The following is a 16192-nucleotide window of genomic DNA, read 5'->3' as shown; positions in this document are numbered from 1 at the left end:
CGCTGCGGTCAGGGCTGCACGAAGTTGATCTTCTTCATGTCCGCGTTCTTGGCCGCGGCCAGTACCTTGGCCATGGTCTCGTACTCGGAGTCCGAGCTGGCGTCGATGCGCAGCTCCGGCTGGTTGGTCGGGTCGCGCTGCACCTCGGTCTCCATCATCTGCTGCAGGGACGCGACCGCGACCGGGCTGTTGTTCCAGTACGCCTGGTTGGTCGCGTCGATGCGCAGGTCGATCGGCGGCGGCGGTTCGCGCAACTGCGGCGGCGGGTTGATGACCCGCTGCGGCAGGGCCACGTCGATCGGGTAGGTCATGATCGGCGCGGTCACGATGAAGATGATCAGCAGCACCAGCATCACGTCGATCAGCGGCGTGACGTTGATCTCGGCCATGGGGCCATTGTTGCCACCAGAACTGAAAGCCATGGCTCAGTGACCCTTCTCTTTGGTTGCGACGAAGCCGATGTCCAGCATGCCGTTGCGCTGGGCGATCACGGTGATCTCGTTGATCGTGCGCATCTTGGTGGTGCGGTCGCCGCGCAGGTTGAGCGGCGGCTGCGGCACCTGCTGGGCGACGCTGGACAGGCGCGACTCCAGGATCTCCCGAGTGATCTCCTCGTCGTTCCAGAACAGCGAGCCGTCCTCCTTGACCGAGACGGTGATGGGCAGCACCCGCTCGTTCTTGTCGTCGTCTGTCTGGACGAGGTTCGCCTCCGGCAGTTCGATCTTCACCTTATGCGACATCAGCGGCGCGGTGATGATGAAGATGATCAGCAGCACCAGCATCACGTCCACGAGGGGCGTGACGTTGATGTCGTTCATCGGGCCGTTGGAGTTGTCGGAACTGAAGGCCATGGGGCTCTCCGAATTGCGTGCTGGTGCGGCGCTTCTTCTACGGGCCGGCTCAGCGCACGCGCGAGCCGGTGGCGAAGAAGTCGTGCAGGTCGTGGGCGAACGAATCGAACTTGGCGATCGTGGCGCTGTTGATCTTGCTGAAGAAGTTGAAGGCAAACACGGCCGGGATGGCGACGAACAGGCCGATGGCGGTCATGATCAGCGCCTCGCCCACCGGGCCGGCCACCGCGTCGATCGAGGCCGAGCCGGTGGCACCGATCTTGATCAGCGCGCCGTAGATGCCCCACACCGTGCCCAGCAGGCCCACGAACGGCGCGGTCGCGCCGACGGTCGCCAGCAGGATCATGCCCGACTGCAGCCGGGCGCTCTCGCGGGTCACGGCCTGGCGCAGCGCGCGGTCCACGAACTCCGAGCGGCTCAGGGTCTCGCCCACGCCATTGCCCGCACCCTCGGCGCGCTGGTGGTGGGCGGCGGCCTGGGCGGCATCGAGCGCGATCTTGGAGAACGGCTCGCTACGCGGCTGTTCTTCCATCGTGCGGATGGCTTCCTGCGCGTTGGGCGCTTCCCAGAAGGCATTGACCACGCGGTCGGCCGCCGACTTCAGGCGGGTGTTCTTGATGGTGTTGAAGACCGTCCAGTACCAGGACGCCGCCGACATCAGGACCAAGGTGATCAGCACGATCCAGGAGACGGCGAACTCGCCCGGATTGGCAACCATCTCGCTGATGAGGTGGTCGAAGCCCATCTGGTTCAGGGCCGAGGCGCTGTTGCCCCCGGCAGCGGCGGCGATGAAGATTTCCTGCAGCATGACGCTTACCTTTTGTTTTGATTGGGGTGAAGAGAAGGAAGGCGGAAACGCTAGGCCCGGTTTCCGTCACGGGGTCCCGTGACGGGTGCGGACATCAGCCCAGAGTGAAGTTCACCGGGACCCGAACGCGACCGGCCGCCTTCTGGCCGTTCACAGTCGCGGGATTGAAACGCCACCTGCGGGCGGCCTCCATCGCGGCGCGGTCGAGGTCGCGGTTGCGGCTGGACTTCTCGACCGACACGTTGGTCACGTTGCCGCTGGCATCGACGTCGATGACGAGGATGACCTCGCCCTCGATGCCGGCACGCGCGGCGGCCGGCGGATAGCGCGGCGGGTTCATGTTCTTGGACGAGATGTCCACGCTGGCCGAGATGTCGGCCACCGGCGCGGGCGGCGCGGGCGGCGACGGCGGCACGAACACGTCGGTCGGGCGCGGCTCGGCCACGTCGATCGGCGGGGCCTCCGGCGGCGGCGGTACCGTCGAGGGCTTCGGCGGCGACAGGTCCTTCACCGGCGGCGGCGGCTTGTCCTGCTGCGGCGGCGGGGGTGGCGGCGGTGGCGGCGGCGGCGGCGGGGCATCCACCAGCGTGACCAGGATGCTGCGCTCCTGTTCGACATCGGCCTTCGGCGCAACGGCGGGGATCAGCAGCAGCATCAGTGCCGCCAGATGCAGCGCGACGACGAACGCGATGCCGATGATGCGCGGCCAGCTCAGTCCGCTGTCCTCGACTTCTTCGTAGTTCCTGTGGACGACCAGTTGTTCAGTCATTGCGCCAATGGCTCGTTTGTGGGGCTGGAACCCGAGCAGGGTCCCCTATTCCGCGGTTAACACCGCATGAACCGCCAAGCATATACCAATCCCGGGTTCCTTTGACCAGACACCCGGCGCTTCTATCTAAATTCACTTCAAGTTGATGATTTTCTTCGCATCCTCGGGCTTCCTGACGCCCTTGGACAATGCCTGCTGGGCTGCCTGCTTGGCCTCGGGGATGCGACCCTCCTGCCATAGAACGCGCGCCAGGTTCAAATAGGTCTCCCCGTCCTTGGACATCGGCGCGGCCTTCTGCCAGTTCTCGATGGCCTGGGGGATCTGTTCGCTGTAGTAGTACGACTGGGCCAGGGCCAGGTGGGTCTGGTAGTCGGGCTTGAGCACACCCTTCCGCATGCCCTCGTCGATCACCGCGATCACGTCCTTCTCGCGGTTGTCCATGTTGGCGTAGGTGATGTAGAGCTGGCGGTACTCGCGCTCCTCGGTGAGCTGGCCCTGCGCGCGCAGTGCCTCCAGCACCTCGGCGGCCTTGTCCGTGCGGTCAGCCTGGGCGTAGACGGAGGCCAGGTTCATCTTCGACTTCTTGTCGGCCGGGTTCTTCGCCGCCTGCTGTTCGGCCAGGGCGATCGCCTCCGGGTACTGCTCGGTCTCCGCGTAGCAGGCCAGCAGCAACTGGATCCAGTTGTCCTTGGGTTCGGGCGCAAGCTCGATGGCCTGCTTCAGCACCGGGATCGCCTCCTGGTAGCGCTCGGCCTGGTAGAGCGCCTGGCCCTTGAGAATCAGGTCCTCGGGGCGGCGGGAGTGGGTCTCGGCCAGGAAGCGGTCCAGGGTGGCCAGGCCGGGTTCGATCTCGTCGTCGGCCAGTTGCAACTGCGCGAGCATCAGCATCGACTGGTAGTGGCCATTGTTCTCCAGGCCGTTGAAGTCGATCGCCTGCTGCAGGTACGCCTTGGCACCGGGGTTGTCGTCCAGGTTGTAGGCGGCCTGCGCGCCCAGTTGCGCGGCCAGCGCGCTGTCGTACTCGTTGGCGCCCGCGGTAGCCAGGATCTCATCGGCCAGCGCGCGGGTCTGCGCATAGTCCTCGCCGTTGTAGACGTCGATCAGCTTGCCCAGCTTCTTGCCGACCTTGGGGGACGGCTTGGCCGAGGGTTCCTGCCGGGTGGCCTCCGGGAACATCGCCTCGGTCTTCTGCGCGGACTTCTTGCCCGAGCGCGAGGTCTGCGCGGACGCATCGGCCACCACCGCGCCGCCCAGGCAGGCGGCGATGAAGAACGACAGCAGGACATGTTTGCGGAATGTCATGGAGGATCACCTCTTGCTGGCCATCGCACCGCGATGGCGGGAACCGAGCCGGCAACGCTAACAGAACCGGATTTTTTTCGAAATGCCGCTTGGGGACCGCGCCGCCCGGTCACGGACCGCATCGCGGCGCCTGCCCGCCCTGGCGCGCGGCCTGGTAGGCCGGCTGCAGGGCGGGTGCGCGCTGGCGCAGGGCCTGGATGCGGTTCTGCGGATCGGGATGAGTGGACAGCCACTCGGGAGTGCGGCCGGCCGAGGCGGCGACCATGTTCTGCCACAGGTCCACGGCCTGGGCCGGGTCGAACCCGGCCTGCGCCATCAACTGCTGGCCGATCTGGTCGGACTCGGTTTCCTGGACGCGGGAGAAGGGCAGCAGCAGGCCCAACTGGGCGGCCATGCCGCCGCCCTGGGCGACCATGTCCGAGGCACCCTGGCCGTAGCGCGCGCCGGCCAGCGCGCCCACCACCGCCAGGCCGGTGGAGGTGGCGGCCTGGCGCGACACGCGCTCGTTGGTATGGCGCGCGTAGACGTGGCCGATCTCGTGGCCGATCACCGCGGCCAGTTGGTCCTGGTTCTTGGCCACCTTGAACATGCCGGTGTTCACGCCGACCTTGCCGCCCGGCAGGGCGAAGGCGTTGGGACTGTCGTCCACGAACACCGCGGTCTCCCAGGGCAGCTTCTGCCAGTCCGCCGGCAGTTGCCGGACCAGCGCCTTGACCACGCACTGGACGTAGCCGTCCTGCTGCCCGCTGGCGGCCGTCTTCTGCTGGGTCTTCATCTCGGTGAAGGCCTGCGCGCCCATCTGGTTGAGCTGGCTGTCCGAGTACGCCATGTATTGCTTGCGCCCGGTCGGCGACGTCGTGGTCGCGCACCCCGCCAGCACCGTCGCCGCGGCTGCCGCCAGCATCCAGCGTTTCATGATCCCGCCCCTCGCCTGTTCCAGTGGAAATTGTGGTCGTTGGGGGCTTAACTTTTCGTCAAACGGCCGCTCTCAGACCAGGCCGTGCACGTACAGGGCGACGGCGTTGTTCAGGGCGTGGGCGGCGATGGGCGACCACAGCGTGCCGGTGCGCCGGTAGACCCAGGCGAAGGCCGCGCCCATGCCGGCATAGACCAGCCACAACTGCAGCACGGCCAGCGGCGGATTGCCGCTCAGGCCCGGCACCTCATGGACCAGGGCGAAGGCCAGGCTGCTCAGGACCAGGCCCAGCCACGGCCGGCCGGCGGCCAGGAAACGGCCGAACAACACGCGGCGGAACAGCAGCTCCTCGTAGGCCGGGGCCAGTACCACGGCGAACACGAACAGGAACAGCGGCCAGCGTTGGCTGGCTTCCTCCACCATCGGCAGGTTGCTCGGCACCGGTTCCACCCCGGCCTGCCGCATCAGCCACCCGATCAGCGTGCTGCCGGCGAACACCGCCAGCCCGATCGACAGGCTCCACGCCCAGGTGGAAGGCCGGCGCGCGGCGGCGCGCGAGCGGGCGCGCTCGCCGGCATCCGCGCGGCGGCGCCAGAAGTACAGCAGCAGCGCGGCCGACGACATGCCCAGCACCGCCATCAGTATCTGCGCCAGCACGCCAGGCTGGCCCAGCGCCTGGGCAATGGCCTGGGCGTCCGGCGCCGGGCCGGGCCCCTGGCCCACCACCTGGAACGCGCGCCAGGCGGCCCACGCCATCCCGGCCACCATGCCCACCGCCGACAGCACGACGAACGCGACCGCCGCATCCACCAGGAACCGGCCGACCAGCGCGCCCGTGCGCTCGGGCGGAAGCGATGGCGGGACAGCGCCGGGATTCGCGCCGTCCGCTGGCTCAGACATCCAGGTTGGCGACCTTCAGTGCGTTGGTCTCGATGAACTCGCGGCGCGGCTCGACCACGTCGCCCATCAGGGTGCTGAAGATCCGGTCGGCGGCCACCGCGTCCTCCACCCGCACGCGCAGCAGGCGGCGGGTATCCGGGTTGACCGTGGTATCCCACAACTGCTCCGGGTTCATCTCGCCCAGGCCCTTGAAGCGCTGGATCTGGCGGCCCTTCTTGGCCTCCTCCAACAGCCAGGCCTGGGCCTGGGCGAAGCTGGTGACCGGCTGCGAACGGCCGCCGCGCACCACCTGCGCGCCCTCGCGCACCAGCCCGTGCAGCAGCGCGGCCGCGTCGCGCAGCGGCCGCAGCTCGCCGCTTTCGAAGATCGTCAGCGGCAGTACCTGGCGGATTTCCTCGCCCATGTGCCGGCGGGTGAGCTGCAGCGCGGCCGGGCGTGCATCGTTGGCCGCTCCATCCGATCCGGGCTCGGCCGCCAGCAGGGCCAGCGCGAAGCGCGGGCTGCCGAGCTTGCCCCGGTTCAGGCGCGCTTCCAGCGCGTCGAGCTCGTGGCGTTCGTCGGTGTTGCGCGCCAGGTGCGCGGCATCGAGCGGGGTGAAGTCGATCAGCGATTCCAGCAGCAGCGCATCGAAGCGATGGCTGTTGCGGGCGATCGCATCGCGCGCGCCGGCATAGGCGAGCAGCAGCTTCTCCAGGGCCTCGCCGCTGATCGGCGGTTCGCCCTGCGCCGGCACCAGCGCGGCGTTGTCCACCGCGCTGCTGGCCAGGTAGGCGTTCAGCGCCGCGTCGTCCTTCAGGTACAGCTCGGTCTTGCCCTGCTTGATCTTGTACAGCGGCGGCATGCCGATGTAGACGTGGCCGCGCTCCAGCAGTTCGGGCATCTGCCGGTAGAAGAAGGTCAGCAGCAGGGTGCGGATGTGCGAGCCGTCCACGTCCGCGTCGGTCATGATGATGATGCGGTGGTAGCGCAGCTTGTCCGGGTTGTACTCGTCCTTGCCGATGCCGGTGCCCAGGGCGGTGATCAGGGTGCCGACTTCCGCGCTGCCGAGCATGCGGTCGAAGCGCGCACGCTCGACGTTGAGGATCTTGCCGCGCAAGGGCAGCACCGCCTGGTTCTTGCGGTTGCGGCCCTGCTTGGCCGAGCCGCCGGCCGAGTCGCCCTCGACGATGAACAGTTCCGACAGTGCCGGGTCCTTCTCCTGGCAGTCGGCCAGCTTGCCGGGCAGGCCGGCGATATCCAGCGCGCCCTTGCGCCGGGTCAGCTCGCGCGCCTTGCGCGCGGCCTCGCGGGCGCGGGCGGCGTCGACCACCTTCTCGGTGATGGCGCGGGCCTCGTTTGGATGTTCCTGGAGGAACTCCTGCAAACGTGCACCGAACGTGCTTTCAACTGCTGACTTCACCTCCGAGCTGACCAGCTTTTCCTTGGTCTGGCTGGAGAAGCTGGGGTCCGGCACCTTCACCGACAGCACCGCGATCATGCCCTCGCGCATGTCGTCGCCGGAAAGGTTGATCTTGGCCTGGCGGGCGAGCCCGTTCTGCTCGATGTACTGGCTCAGGGTACGGGTCAGCGCGGCGCGGAAGCCGGCCAGGTGGGTGCCACCATCCTTCTGCGGGATGTTGTTGGTGAAGCAGAACATCGTTTCCTGGTAGGCGTCGGTCCACTGCATGGCGACGTCGACCACGATCCCGTTCTGCTCGCCGGTCACCGAGATCACGTTCGGATGCAGCGGCGTCTTCAGTTGCGCCAGGTGCTCGACGAAGCTGCGGATGCCGCCTTCGTACTGGAAGGTGTCCTGCCGGCCCTCGCCGCGCTCGTCGACGAGGGTGATCTTGACCCCGGAATTGAGGAACGACAGCTCGCGCAGGCGGCGCACCAGGATGTCGTAGTGGAATTCGGTGTCGCTGAAGATCTCCACCGCCGGCTTGAAGCGCAGGGTGGTGCCGCGCCGGTCGGAAGGCTCCAGGCGCTTGAGCGGATACAGCGGCTCGCCCATCGAGTATTCCTGCTGCCAGTGGAAACCGTCGCGCCAGATGTCCAGCCACAGGTGCTCGGACAACGCATTGACCACCGACACGCCCACTCCGTGCAGGCCGCCGGAGACCTTGTAGCTGTTGTCGTCGAACTTGCCGCCGGCATGCAGCACGGTGAGGATCACCTCGGCGGCCGCGCGCTGCTCCTCCTTGTGCATGTCCACCGGAATGCCGCGGCCGTTGTCGGACACGGCCACCGAGCCGTCCTCCAGGATCCGCACGACGATGTCGTCGGCGTGCCCGGCCAGCGCCTCGTCGACCGAGTTGTCGACCACCTCGAACACCATGTGGTGCAGGCCGGTGCCGTCGTGCACATCGCCGATGTACATGCCCGGTCGCTTGCGCACCGCTTCCAGGCCGCGCAGGACGGTGATCTTGCTGGAATCGTAGAAGTCGTTGCCGGGGGTCTGTTCGCTCATGCCTTCGCCGCGCTCGGGGCCGGACCGCAGACCTTGGGAGGCGCGGCCCAAGGCCATAGGGTAGACAGCCGATTATACCAGCCTCGACACCCCGCCCTCCGAGACCCAGGTTCAGCCGGAGAGATGGCCCTGTTCCACGTGGAACAGGCGGTACGTCAGCCCCATGTCCGCCAGTACCGGCGGCGCCTCGGTGGCGGTGACGAACAGTTGCAGTCCGGACTGGCGCCGCAGATGGTCGAACACGCGCTGCTGGTGCGGCCGATCCAGCTCGGAAGGGAGGTCATCCAGCGCGATTACCGGCCACTGCCCACGCCGCGCCGCGTAGTCGCCCGCCTGGGCCAGCAGCACCGCCAGTGCGAGCAGCTTGGTCTGGCCGCGAGAGAGCGCCTCCCGGCCTGGCAACTCCTTGAAGCGCACGCTCCAGTCGGCCCGGTGCGGCCCGGCCCCGGTATGGCCGCTGAGCCGGTCCCGTTCGCGTCCCAGCAACAGCGCGTCGGCCAGGGAGAACTCCTGGCGGCGCCAGCCGGGCTGGAATTCCAGGCCTTCCAGCGGGATCGTCCCACTGAGCCCGGTCGTGGTCTCGGCCACCCGCGGGGCCAGTTCGGCCAGGTAGCGTTCGCGGTGTACGGTCAATGCCTCGCCCGTCTCGGCCAGCTCCCGGTCCCAGGCATCCAGTTGCGCGGTGCCGCCGCCGGCCTTCAGCAACGCATTGCGCTGCTTGAGGGCCCGCGCATAACGGCGCCACAGGAACATGAAGTCCTGTTCCACGTGGAACAGGCCCCAGTCGAGGTAGCGCCGCCGGTTCTCGGCGCCCCCGGCGATCAGCGCGTGGCTGCCCGGCTCGAAGGTCACCACCGCCAGCGCCGCGCACAACTGGCCCAGGTGGGCGACGTCCTCTCCATCCAGGCGGCCGGTCCAAGCCTGGCCTGCGTGCCGCAGGCCCGCGCGCCGCGTCCGGGTCATGTCCGCGGCGTCCATTTCCTCCCATTCGACGAAAACTTCCAGCGCCGGGGCCTGGTCGCGGATCAGACCGTCGCGGACGCGGCCTCGGAAGCTGCGCCCATAGGCCATCAGGTGCAAGGCTTCCAGCACGCTGGTCTTGCCTGCGCCATTGCCGCCCGTCAGCAGGTTCAGGCCGGGCGCGGGCGCCATCTCCACCGCCTGGAAGCGGCGCAGGTCGCGCAGGGCCAACCGAGTCACGCGCATGGCGAGGCCCGCACAGGAAGACGCCCGGACAAGGCCGGGCGTCGGAGTTCCACGTGAAACATGGCGGGTTGCCCGGAGCCGGTCACAGGCGCAGCGGCATCACCACATGGCGACACTTGTCGCTGCCCGCTTCCCGCACCAATGCCGAGGAATTGGCATCGCGCAGGGCCACCACCACGAACTCGTCGCGCAAGGCACCCAGGGCGTCGAGCAGGTAGTTCACGTTGAAGCCGATGGCGATGCCATCCACCGTGGTGTCGGCCTCGATCTCTTCCTGCGCCTCTTCCTGCTCGGGGTTGTGTGCGTTGATCTTCAACTGCCCCGGGGAAATCTCCACGCGCACGCCGCGGTACTTCTCGTTGGACAGGATGGCGGCACGCTGCAGCGCCGTGCGCAGCACCTCCCGGTCCACGCGCACTTCCTTCTCCGCGCCGATCGGGATCACCGCCTCGTAGTCGGGGAAGCGGCCATCGATCAGCTTGGAAGTGAAGCTGACGTCGTCGCGCTTGACCCGGATGTGGCTGCGGCCGATCTCCAGCTCCAGCGCCCGGTCGCCGCCCTCCAGCAGACGCTGCAGTTCGGTCACGCCCTTGCGCGGCACGATGATCTGGCGCTTGGTCGCCACCGGCTGATCCAGCGGCGCCTCGCACAGCGCCAGGCGGTGGCCGTCGGTGGCCACGCAGCGCAGGGTGGATTCGCGCAGGTCGAACAGCAGGCCGTTGAGGTAGTAGCGCACGTCCTGCTGGGCCATGGCGAAGGCGGTGCGTTCGATCAGCTCCTTCAGTGCGGCTTCCGGCACGCCGATGCGCTCGGTGGCCTCGACCTCGTCCACCGACGGAAAGTCGTTGGCCGGCAGGGTCGCCAGGGTGAAGCGGCTGCGTCCGGCCTGCACCGAGACCTTGTCGCCGGACTGGGACACGGTGACCCGGCTGCCATCCGGCAGCGCCCGCACGATCTCGAACAGCTTTCGCGCCGGGATGGTGGTCTCCCCGTCCTGGGCGTCCTCGACCGAGGTACGGGCAATCATCTCCACCTCCAGGTCGGTGCCGGTCAGCGAGAGCTGCCCGTCTTGGACCTGGACCAGGAAGTTGGCCAGAACGGGAAGGGTCTGGCGCCGCTCGATGACGTTGACGACCTGGGCCAGAGGCTTGAGCAAGGCTTCGCGCTGGAGAGTGAAACGCATGGGATTCCGTGCCTCTACGCTTTAGAGAAGATGTGGAATAAATCAAAAAGCGGTGGTGCTGGAGGGGGCTTCGGGCTGTGTATAACAGCTTTAAATACATGAAAACAAACGGGATTTATCTGGACCAAACCGTGCTGGAAAGACGCTGCCGGGGCTGGGACAAGCTGTGGATGGTTTCCGGTGATCGTTTCTGTCCCCCGCTTATCCCCAGCCCGCCCCCGTGTTGTACCCGGAGAATCTACCGCACCTTTTCGCCCTTGGATGACTCCCGTGCGTGCGGCCCGGCGATCGCCCCGCTTTCCTCGGAAAGAGTCATTCGCTCAACTTCCGGATCAACTTGTCCCAGTCCTCGCGCAGCTTGCCGTCGGCTTCCATCAGCGTGCGGATCTGCCGGCAGGCGTGCAGCACGGTGGTGTGGTCGCGGCCGGCGAAGGCATCGCCGATCTCCGGCAGGCTGTGTTCGGTCAGTTCCTTGGTCAGGGCCATGGCCACCTGCCGCGGCCGCGCCAGCGAGCGGGTCCGGCGCTTGGACAGCAGGTCCTTGATCTGCAGGCCGTAGTAGTCGGCCACGGTCTTCTGGATGTTGGGGATGCCGATGGCCTGCTGCTGGGCGCGCAGCAGGTCGCGCAGGGTCTCCTGGGCGAATTCCACGCTGATCGCGCGGCCGGTGAAGTTGGCCCGCGCGGCCAGGGTGTTGAGCGCCCCTTCCAGGTCGCGCACGTTGCTGCGCATCTTTTTGGCCAGCAGGAAGGCGACCTCGTCGGGAATCTGCGCGCCGCGCTCGCGCGCCTTGGCCAGGACGATGGCCGCGCGGGTCTCGAAGTCGGGCGGATCGATGGCCACCGACAGGCCCCAGGCCAGGCGCGACTTCAGCCGCGGCTCCAGGCCGTCGACCTCGCGCGGGTAGCGGTCGCAGGTCATGATGATCTGCTGGCGGCTGTCGAACAGCGCGTTGAAGGTGTGGAAGAACTCCTCCTGGGTGCGGTCCTTGCCGGCGAAGAACTGGATGTCGTCGATCAGCAGCGCGTCGATCTGCTGGAACTGGCGCTTGAACTGGTCGGCGGTCTTCTCCTGCAGGGCGCGGAAGAAGGCGTTGTAGAACTGCTCCGAGCGCAGGTACAGCACGCGCGCGCCCGGGTTGAGCCGGCGCATCTCGTTGCCGGCGGCGAACATCAGGTGGGTCTTGCCCAGGCCGGTGCCCCCGTACAGCAGCAACGGGTTGTGGGCGCGGTCGCCGGGTTTCTGCGCCGCCTGCCAGGCCGCGGCGCGGCCGAGCTGGTTGCTGCGGCCCTCCACGAAGTTCTCGAACACGTAGTGCGAATCGAGGTTGCCGCCGAACGGCTCGGCCGGCACCGCGCGGGCGGCGGGCATCGTGCCTGCCGGCGGCGGCGGTTCGGCCGTCTTCGGCCGCGAGCCGATCTCGAGGCCCACGTTCAGGTGTCCGGCGAAATGCTGCGCCAGCTCGCGGATGCGCGGCAGGAAGCGCTCGCGCACCTGCTCGACGATGAAGGCGTTGGGCGCGTACAGGACCACGCCGTCGGCGCGCTCCTCGGCCTGCAGGGGTTTGAGCCAGGTATGGATGTCCTCGGCCGGCAGTTCGGCTTCGAGACGTTCCAGACAGCGGGGCCAGGCATCCATCGAAAGGCAAAGCTCGTCGGGCGCGGTCACCGCGCCGCCAGGAGCGTCGCCGGAGACCGCGGAGGGGCGGTATCGGACAGGGCAGCCTACCACCGGCCCCGCCGTTTCCCAAGATTCATCCACAGGCCATCCACAGCCCGAGGGCATTCGCGCCGTGGGCCCGGCACCGGGCAGGTTGACCCGGAGGCGGGGTGCCCCTAGAATTTCCGGTTCTTTCGATCCCGAACACTTCCCGAGTGCCGCCATGGCCACCAAGCGCACCTTCCAGCCCAGCAACCTCAAGCGCAAGCGCGACCACGGCTTCCGTGCCCGCATGAAGACCGCCGACGGCCGCAAGATCCTGGCGCGTCGCCGCGCCAAGGGCCGCGCGCGCCTGAGCGCTTGATCGCGCGCGGCCGGTGCGCCGCGGCGAGAGCATTGCAATGAACACGGACCCGCGCGCGCGATTCCCTCGCGGCGCCAGGGTCCGTTCGCGTGCCGACTACACCCGCGTATTTGACGGCGGCCGCCGCCTCGGCGATGCCCTGCTTGGCCTGCACTGGCTTCCCGGCGACGGCGAACCCCGCCTCGGGCAGGCCGTATCGCGCAAGGTGGATCCGCGTGCCGTGGGCCGCAACCGGATCAAGCGCATTCTGCGCGAGACCACCCGCCGCATCCGTCCGCAACTGGCCGGCGGCGACTACGTGGTGGTCGCCCGCCCCGCCGCCGCCCGCGCCAGCCACGCGCAGATCGCCGCCGCGCTGACGCGCCTGCTGCGCAAGGCCGGCGCATTGCCCGCGCCGGTCGCCGACGGCACAATGCCCGCGGCCGCGGCGCCGACGTCCCCTCCCGATTCCACGCCGGATGCTCGCGCCGGCCGAACCAGCCTGCCCGAATGAACCAGACCCGCGTATTCCTGATCCTCGCCTGGCTGATGGTGGCGATGCTGCTGTGGATGGAATGGGGCAAGGAGAAGGCCGCCCCGCCGACTCCTCCCGCCCCGACCACCGCGCTCGACGCCGCGACCGCGGTGCCGGATGCCGTGCCGGCCGCCGCCCCGGCCGGGGCCGGGGCCGACGCCTCGGTGCCCATGCCGACCGCCGCGGCCGCCCCCGTCGCGGAGGCCGCCGTGCCGGCCGCGGCCACCGCGGCCCGGGTGAGCGTGACCACCGACGTCCTGCGCCTGGTCCTGGACGGCGGCAGCGTGCTGCAGGCCGACCTGCTGCAGTTCCCGCAGAGCCGCGACCCGGGCAGCGCGCCGGTCCGCCTGTTCAGCCAGGCGCCGGGCGAGTTCTATGCGGCGCAGAGCGGCTGGGTCAGCACCGCCGCCTCGGCGCCCAGCCACCAGTCCGGCTTCGTCCCGGCCGGCCCCGAGCGCGAGTACGCGCTGGCCCCGGGCCAGGACACGGTGGCGGTGCCCTTCGTCTGGCAAGGCGAGGACGGCGTGCGCATCACCCGCACCTACACCCTCACCCGCGGCGGCTACGCCGTGCAGGTGCGCGACGAGATCGCCAACGACGGCGCCACGCCCTGGCAGGGACAGGTCTATCGCCAGCTCATCCGCACCCCGCCGCAGATCAAGCGCGGCTACACCCGGCCGGAGTCCTTCAGCTTCAACGGCGCGGCCTGGTACGACGGCAGCTACCAGCGGCGCAAGTTCGGCGAGGACTACCTGGAGGACGGAAAGGTCGACCAGCAGACGGCCAACGGCTGGGTGGCGATGCTGCAGCATCATTTCTTCAGCGCCTGGATCCCGGAAGGCGGGCAGCCGGCGACGATCTCGCTGGACGCGCCGGCCAGCGGCGCCCTGGTGCGCGAGCTGGGCGCGCCGCTGCAGGTCGCCCCGGGCGCCACCGGCACGGCCAGCGCCCGCCTGTACGTGGGGCCGAAGCTGGTCTCGCAGATCCGCGCCCAGGCCGTGCCGGGCCTGGAGCGGGCGGTGGACTACAGCCAGTTCTCGATCCTGGCGATCCTGGGCGAGGGCCTGTTCTGGGTGCTCGGCCACCTGTTCGGCCTGATCGGCAACTGGGGCTGGGCGATCATCGGCCTGGTGCTGCTGGTCAAGCTGGTGATGTATCCGCTGTCGGCGGCCCAGTACAAGAGCTTCGCCAAGATGCGCAAGTTCCAGCCGCGCATCCAGCAGCTCAAGGAACGCTACGGCGACGACAAGCAGAAGTTCCAGGTCGCCATGATGGAGCTGTACAAGAAGGAGAAGATCAACCCGATGGGCGGGTGCCTGCCGATCGTGGTGCAGATGCCGGTGTTCCTGGCCCTGTACTGGGTGCTGGTGGAGTCGGTGGAACTGCGGCATGCGCCATGGGTGGGCTGGATCCAGGACCTGACCGCGCGCGATCCGTACTTCATCCTGCCGGTGATCAACGTGGCGGTGATGTGGTTCACCCAGAAGCTGCAGCCGGCGCCGGGCATGGACCCGATGCAGCAGAGGATGATGCAGTTCATGCCGGTGGCCTTCGGCGTGATGATGGCGTTCTTCCCCGCCGGCCTGGTGCTGTACTGGGTGACCAACGGCGCGCTGGGCCTGCTGCAGCAGTGGTGGATGATGAAGCGCCACGGCGAGCCGGCGCCCCGGCCCACGCCCGCCAAGTAAGGCCGGCCGCCGCGCATCCGAAGGAACCCGCCGTCATGGCGGGTTCCTGCTTTCGGGCGGCGGCCGCCGCCCCGGCTGCGCAATCGTGCGCATCAGCCGCTACGCTCTCCCGCATCCCGCATCCCGCATCCCGCATCCCGCATCCCGCATGAGCCAGACCGAGACCATCGCCGCCATCGCCACCGCCCCGGGTGCCGGCGGCGTGGGCCTCGTGCGCCTGTCGGGCCCGCGCGCGCTGGAGATCGCGGCCACGATAAGCGGCCGCCGCGCCGTGCCGCGCCGCGCGCAACGCGCCGGCTTCCGCGCCGCCGATGGCGAGGCCATCGACGACGGCATCGTCCTCGCCTTCCCGGGCCCGCACAGCTTCACCGGCGAGGACGTGGCCGAGCTGCAGGCGCACGGCAGCCCCGTGCTGCTGCGCCGGCTGGTGGAGCGCTGCTGCGAGCTGGGCGCGCGCCCGGCGCGCCCGGGCGAGTTCAGCGAGCGCGCCTTCCTCAACGGCAAGCTCGATCTGGTCCAGGCCGAGGCCATCGCCGACCTGATCGCCGCGGCCGACCTGCGCGCGGCCCGCGCGGCCCGGCGCTCGCTGGAGGGCGCGTTCTCCCAGCGCGTGGAGGCCATCGCCGGCACCCTGTTGCGCCTGCGCATCCACGTCGAGGCGGCGATCGACTTCGTCGACGAACCGATCGACACCCTGGGCCTGCCGCAGGTGGCCGCCGAGCTGGACGGCCTGCGCGGCCAGGCGCGCACGCTGCTGGAACGGGCCGAACGCGGCCGCCGCCTGCGCGACGGCCTGCATGCGGTGCTGCTGGGTCCGCCCAACGCCGGCAAGAGCTCGCTGCTCAACGCGCTGGCCGGCGATGCGCGGGCCATCGTCGCCGAGGTGGCCGGCACCACCCGCGACGTGCTGCGCGAGACCGTTCGCATCGATGGCCTGGAACTGGTCCTGGCCGATACCGCCGGGCTGCGCGAGGGCGGCGATGCGATCGAGCGCGAGGGCATGCGCCGCGCCCATGCCGAGCTGGCCCGCGCCGACCTGGCCCTGCTGGTGGTCGACGCGCGCGACCCGTCCGCCGACCGCGCCGCGCTGGAGGCGGCCGCGGCCGACGTGCCGATGCGGCTGTGGATCCACAACAAGGCCGACCTGCTGGACGCCGGCGCCGCACCGCTCGATGCGCCGCATGCGGTGCGGGTCTCGGCCCTGACCGGGGCCGGCCTGGAGCGCCTGCACGCCCTGCTGCGCGAGCGGGCCGCCGGCGGTGCGCCGGACGCGGCCGAAGGCGAATTCAGCGCCCGCGCCCGCCAGGTCGACGGCCTGCGCCAGACCCTGGGCCATGCCGATGCGGCCGCGGCCGAGCTGGGCCTCGGCCGCCTGGAACTGGCGGCCGAGGAACTGCGCCTGGCCCACGACACCCTGGGCGCGATCACCGGCCGGATCGGCGCCGACGAGATGCTCGGCCACATCTTCGCCAGCTTCTGCATCGGCAAGTAGCCGCGCCGCACCCGCCGTCGCGCGGGAATGGAACCGGTGCGGATGGGTTGTAGGCTCGCGCCAACCGGTTGACAATCCGGGCCTAATGGCG

The 16192-nt window shown here is 69.2% G+C and carries 15 protein-coding genes; 4 read left to right on the top strand and 11 right to left on the bottom strand.

From position 1 onward, the window contains the following. Positions 1–8 precede the first annotated feature (8 nt). From HNR76_RS10675 to dnaA, 11 genes are all read right to left on the bottom strand, one after another. Positions 9–422, bottom strand: a complete 414-nt coding sequence (locus HNR76_RS10675) for an ExbD/TolR family protein (protein ID WP_162310447.1) — start codon at positions 420–422, stop codon at positions 9–11. Positions 423–425: 3 nt separating this feature from the next. Further along, positions 426–851, bottom strand: a complete 426-nt coding sequence (locus HNR76_RS10670; RefSeq protein WP_162310448.1) for an ExbD/TolR family protein — start codon at positions 849–851, stop codon at positions 426–428. Positions 852–900: 49 nt separating this feature from the next. Then, entirely contained in the window at positions 901–1659 is a 759-nt protein-coding gene (gene exbB, locus HNR76_RS10665) for a TonB-system energizer ExbB (protein WP_162310449.1), read from the bottom strand. 94 nt (positions 1660–1753) lie between these two features. Continuing rightward, positions 1754–2428 carry an energy transducer TonB gene (locus tag HNR76_RS10660; RefSeq protein WP_183982231.1) on the bottom strand — a complete coding sequence of 225 codons (675 nt, stop codon included), beginning with the start codon at positions 2426–2428 and terminating at the stop codon, positions 1754–1756. Positions 2429–2560: 132 nt separating this feature from the next. After that, positions 2561–3730 (bottom strand): tetratricopeptide repeat protein, encoded by a 1170-nt coding sequence (locus tag HNR76_RS10655; RefSeq protein WP_162310451.1) that lies wholly within the window; start codon positions 3728–3730, stop codon positions 2561–2563. 109 nt (positions 3731–3839) lie between these two features. Then, positions 3840–4646, bottom strand: a complete 807-nt coding sequence (locus tag HNR76_RS10650; RefSeq protein ID WP_162310452.1) for a M48 family metallopeptidase — start codon at positions 4644–4646, stop codon at positions 3840–3842. Between the two features lie 72 nt (positions 4647–4718). Beyond that, positions 4719–5546 carry a CPBP family intramembrane glutamic endopeptidase gene (locus HNR76_RS10645; protein WP_162310453.1) on the bottom strand — a complete coding sequence of 276 codons (828 nt, stop codon included), beginning with the start codon at positions 5544–5546 and terminating at the stop codon, positions 4719–4721. Further along, the gene (gyrB, locus tag HNR76_RS10640) at positions 5539–7995 is read right to left on the bottom strand and encodes a DNA topoisomerase (ATP-hydrolyzing) subunit B (protein ID WP_162310454.1); all 2457 of its coding nucleotides are present in this window, start codon (positions 7993–7995) and stop codon (positions 5539–5541) included. The genes HNR76_RS10645 and gyrB overlap by 8 nt, the downstream gene beginning before the upstream one ends. 111 nt (positions 7996–8106) lie before the next feature. Continuing rightward, positions 8107–9201: a DNA replication/repair protein RecF gene (recF, locus tag HNR76_RS10635; protein ID WP_162310455.1), complete on the bottom strand. Its 1095-nt coding sequence runs from the start codon at positions 9199–9201 to the stop codon at positions 8107–8109. An 82-nt stretch (positions 9202–9283) separates the two neighbouring features. After that, a complete protein-coding gene (gene dnaN / locus HNR76_RS10630) occupies positions 9284–10384 on the bottom strand; it encodes a DNA polymerase III subunit beta (RefSeq protein WP_162310456.1) in 1101 nt (366 codons plus the stop codon). Positions 10385–10696: 312 nt separating this feature from the next. After that, complete coding sequence (dnaA, locus tag HNR76_RS10625) at positions 10697–12022, bottom strand: chromosomal replication initiator protein DnaA (protein ID WP_162310457.1); 1326 nt, start codon at positions 12020–12022, stop codon at positions 10697–10699. Between the two features lie 244 nt (positions 12023–12266). On the opposite strand from dnaA, the gene rpmH reads away from it, so the two are divergent. The 4 genes from rpmH to mnmE all read left to right on the top strand — a co-directional run bounded on the left by rpmH (position 12267) and on the right by mnmE (position 16101). Beyond that, positions 12267–12407, top strand: a complete 141-nt coding sequence (gene rpmH / locus HNR76_RS10620; protein ID WP_162310458.1) for a 50S ribosomal protein L34 — start codon at positions 12267–12269, stop codon at positions 12405–12407. Between the two features lie 37 nt (positions 12408–12444). Then, complete coding sequence (gene rnpA / locus HNR76_RS10615; protein WP_162310667.1) at positions 12445–12900, top strand: ribonuclease P protein component; 456 nt, start codon at positions 12445–12447, stop codon at positions 12898–12900. Next, on the top strand, positions 12897–14609 hold the full coding sequence (gene yidC / locus HNR76_RS10610) for a membrane protein insertase YidC (RefSeq protein ID WP_162310459.1): 1713 nt from the start codon (positions 12897–12899) through the stop codon (positions 14607–14609). Before rnpA ends, yidC begins: the two co-directional genes overlap by 4 nt. A gap of 148 nt (positions 14610–14757) precedes the next feature. Next, positions 14758–16101: a tRNA uridine-5-carboxymethylaminomethyl(34) synthesis GTPase MnmE gene (mnmE, locus tag HNR76_RS10605; protein WP_162310460.1), complete on the top strand. Its 1344-nt coding sequence runs from the start codon at positions 14758–14760 to the stop codon at positions 16099–16101. The last annotated feature ends 91 nt before the right edge of the window (positions 16102–16192 follow it).

The sequence above is a fragment of the Pseudoxanthomonas broegbernensis genome (assembly GCF_014202435.1).
GTDB lineage: Bacteria > Pseudomonadota > Gammaproteobacteria > Xanthomonadales > Xanthomonadaceae > Pseudoxanthomonas > Pseudoxanthomonas broegbernensis.
The sequence above is the reverse complement of the archived record's forward strand: the minus strand, read 5'-3'. Positions and strand labels throughout refer to the sequence as shown.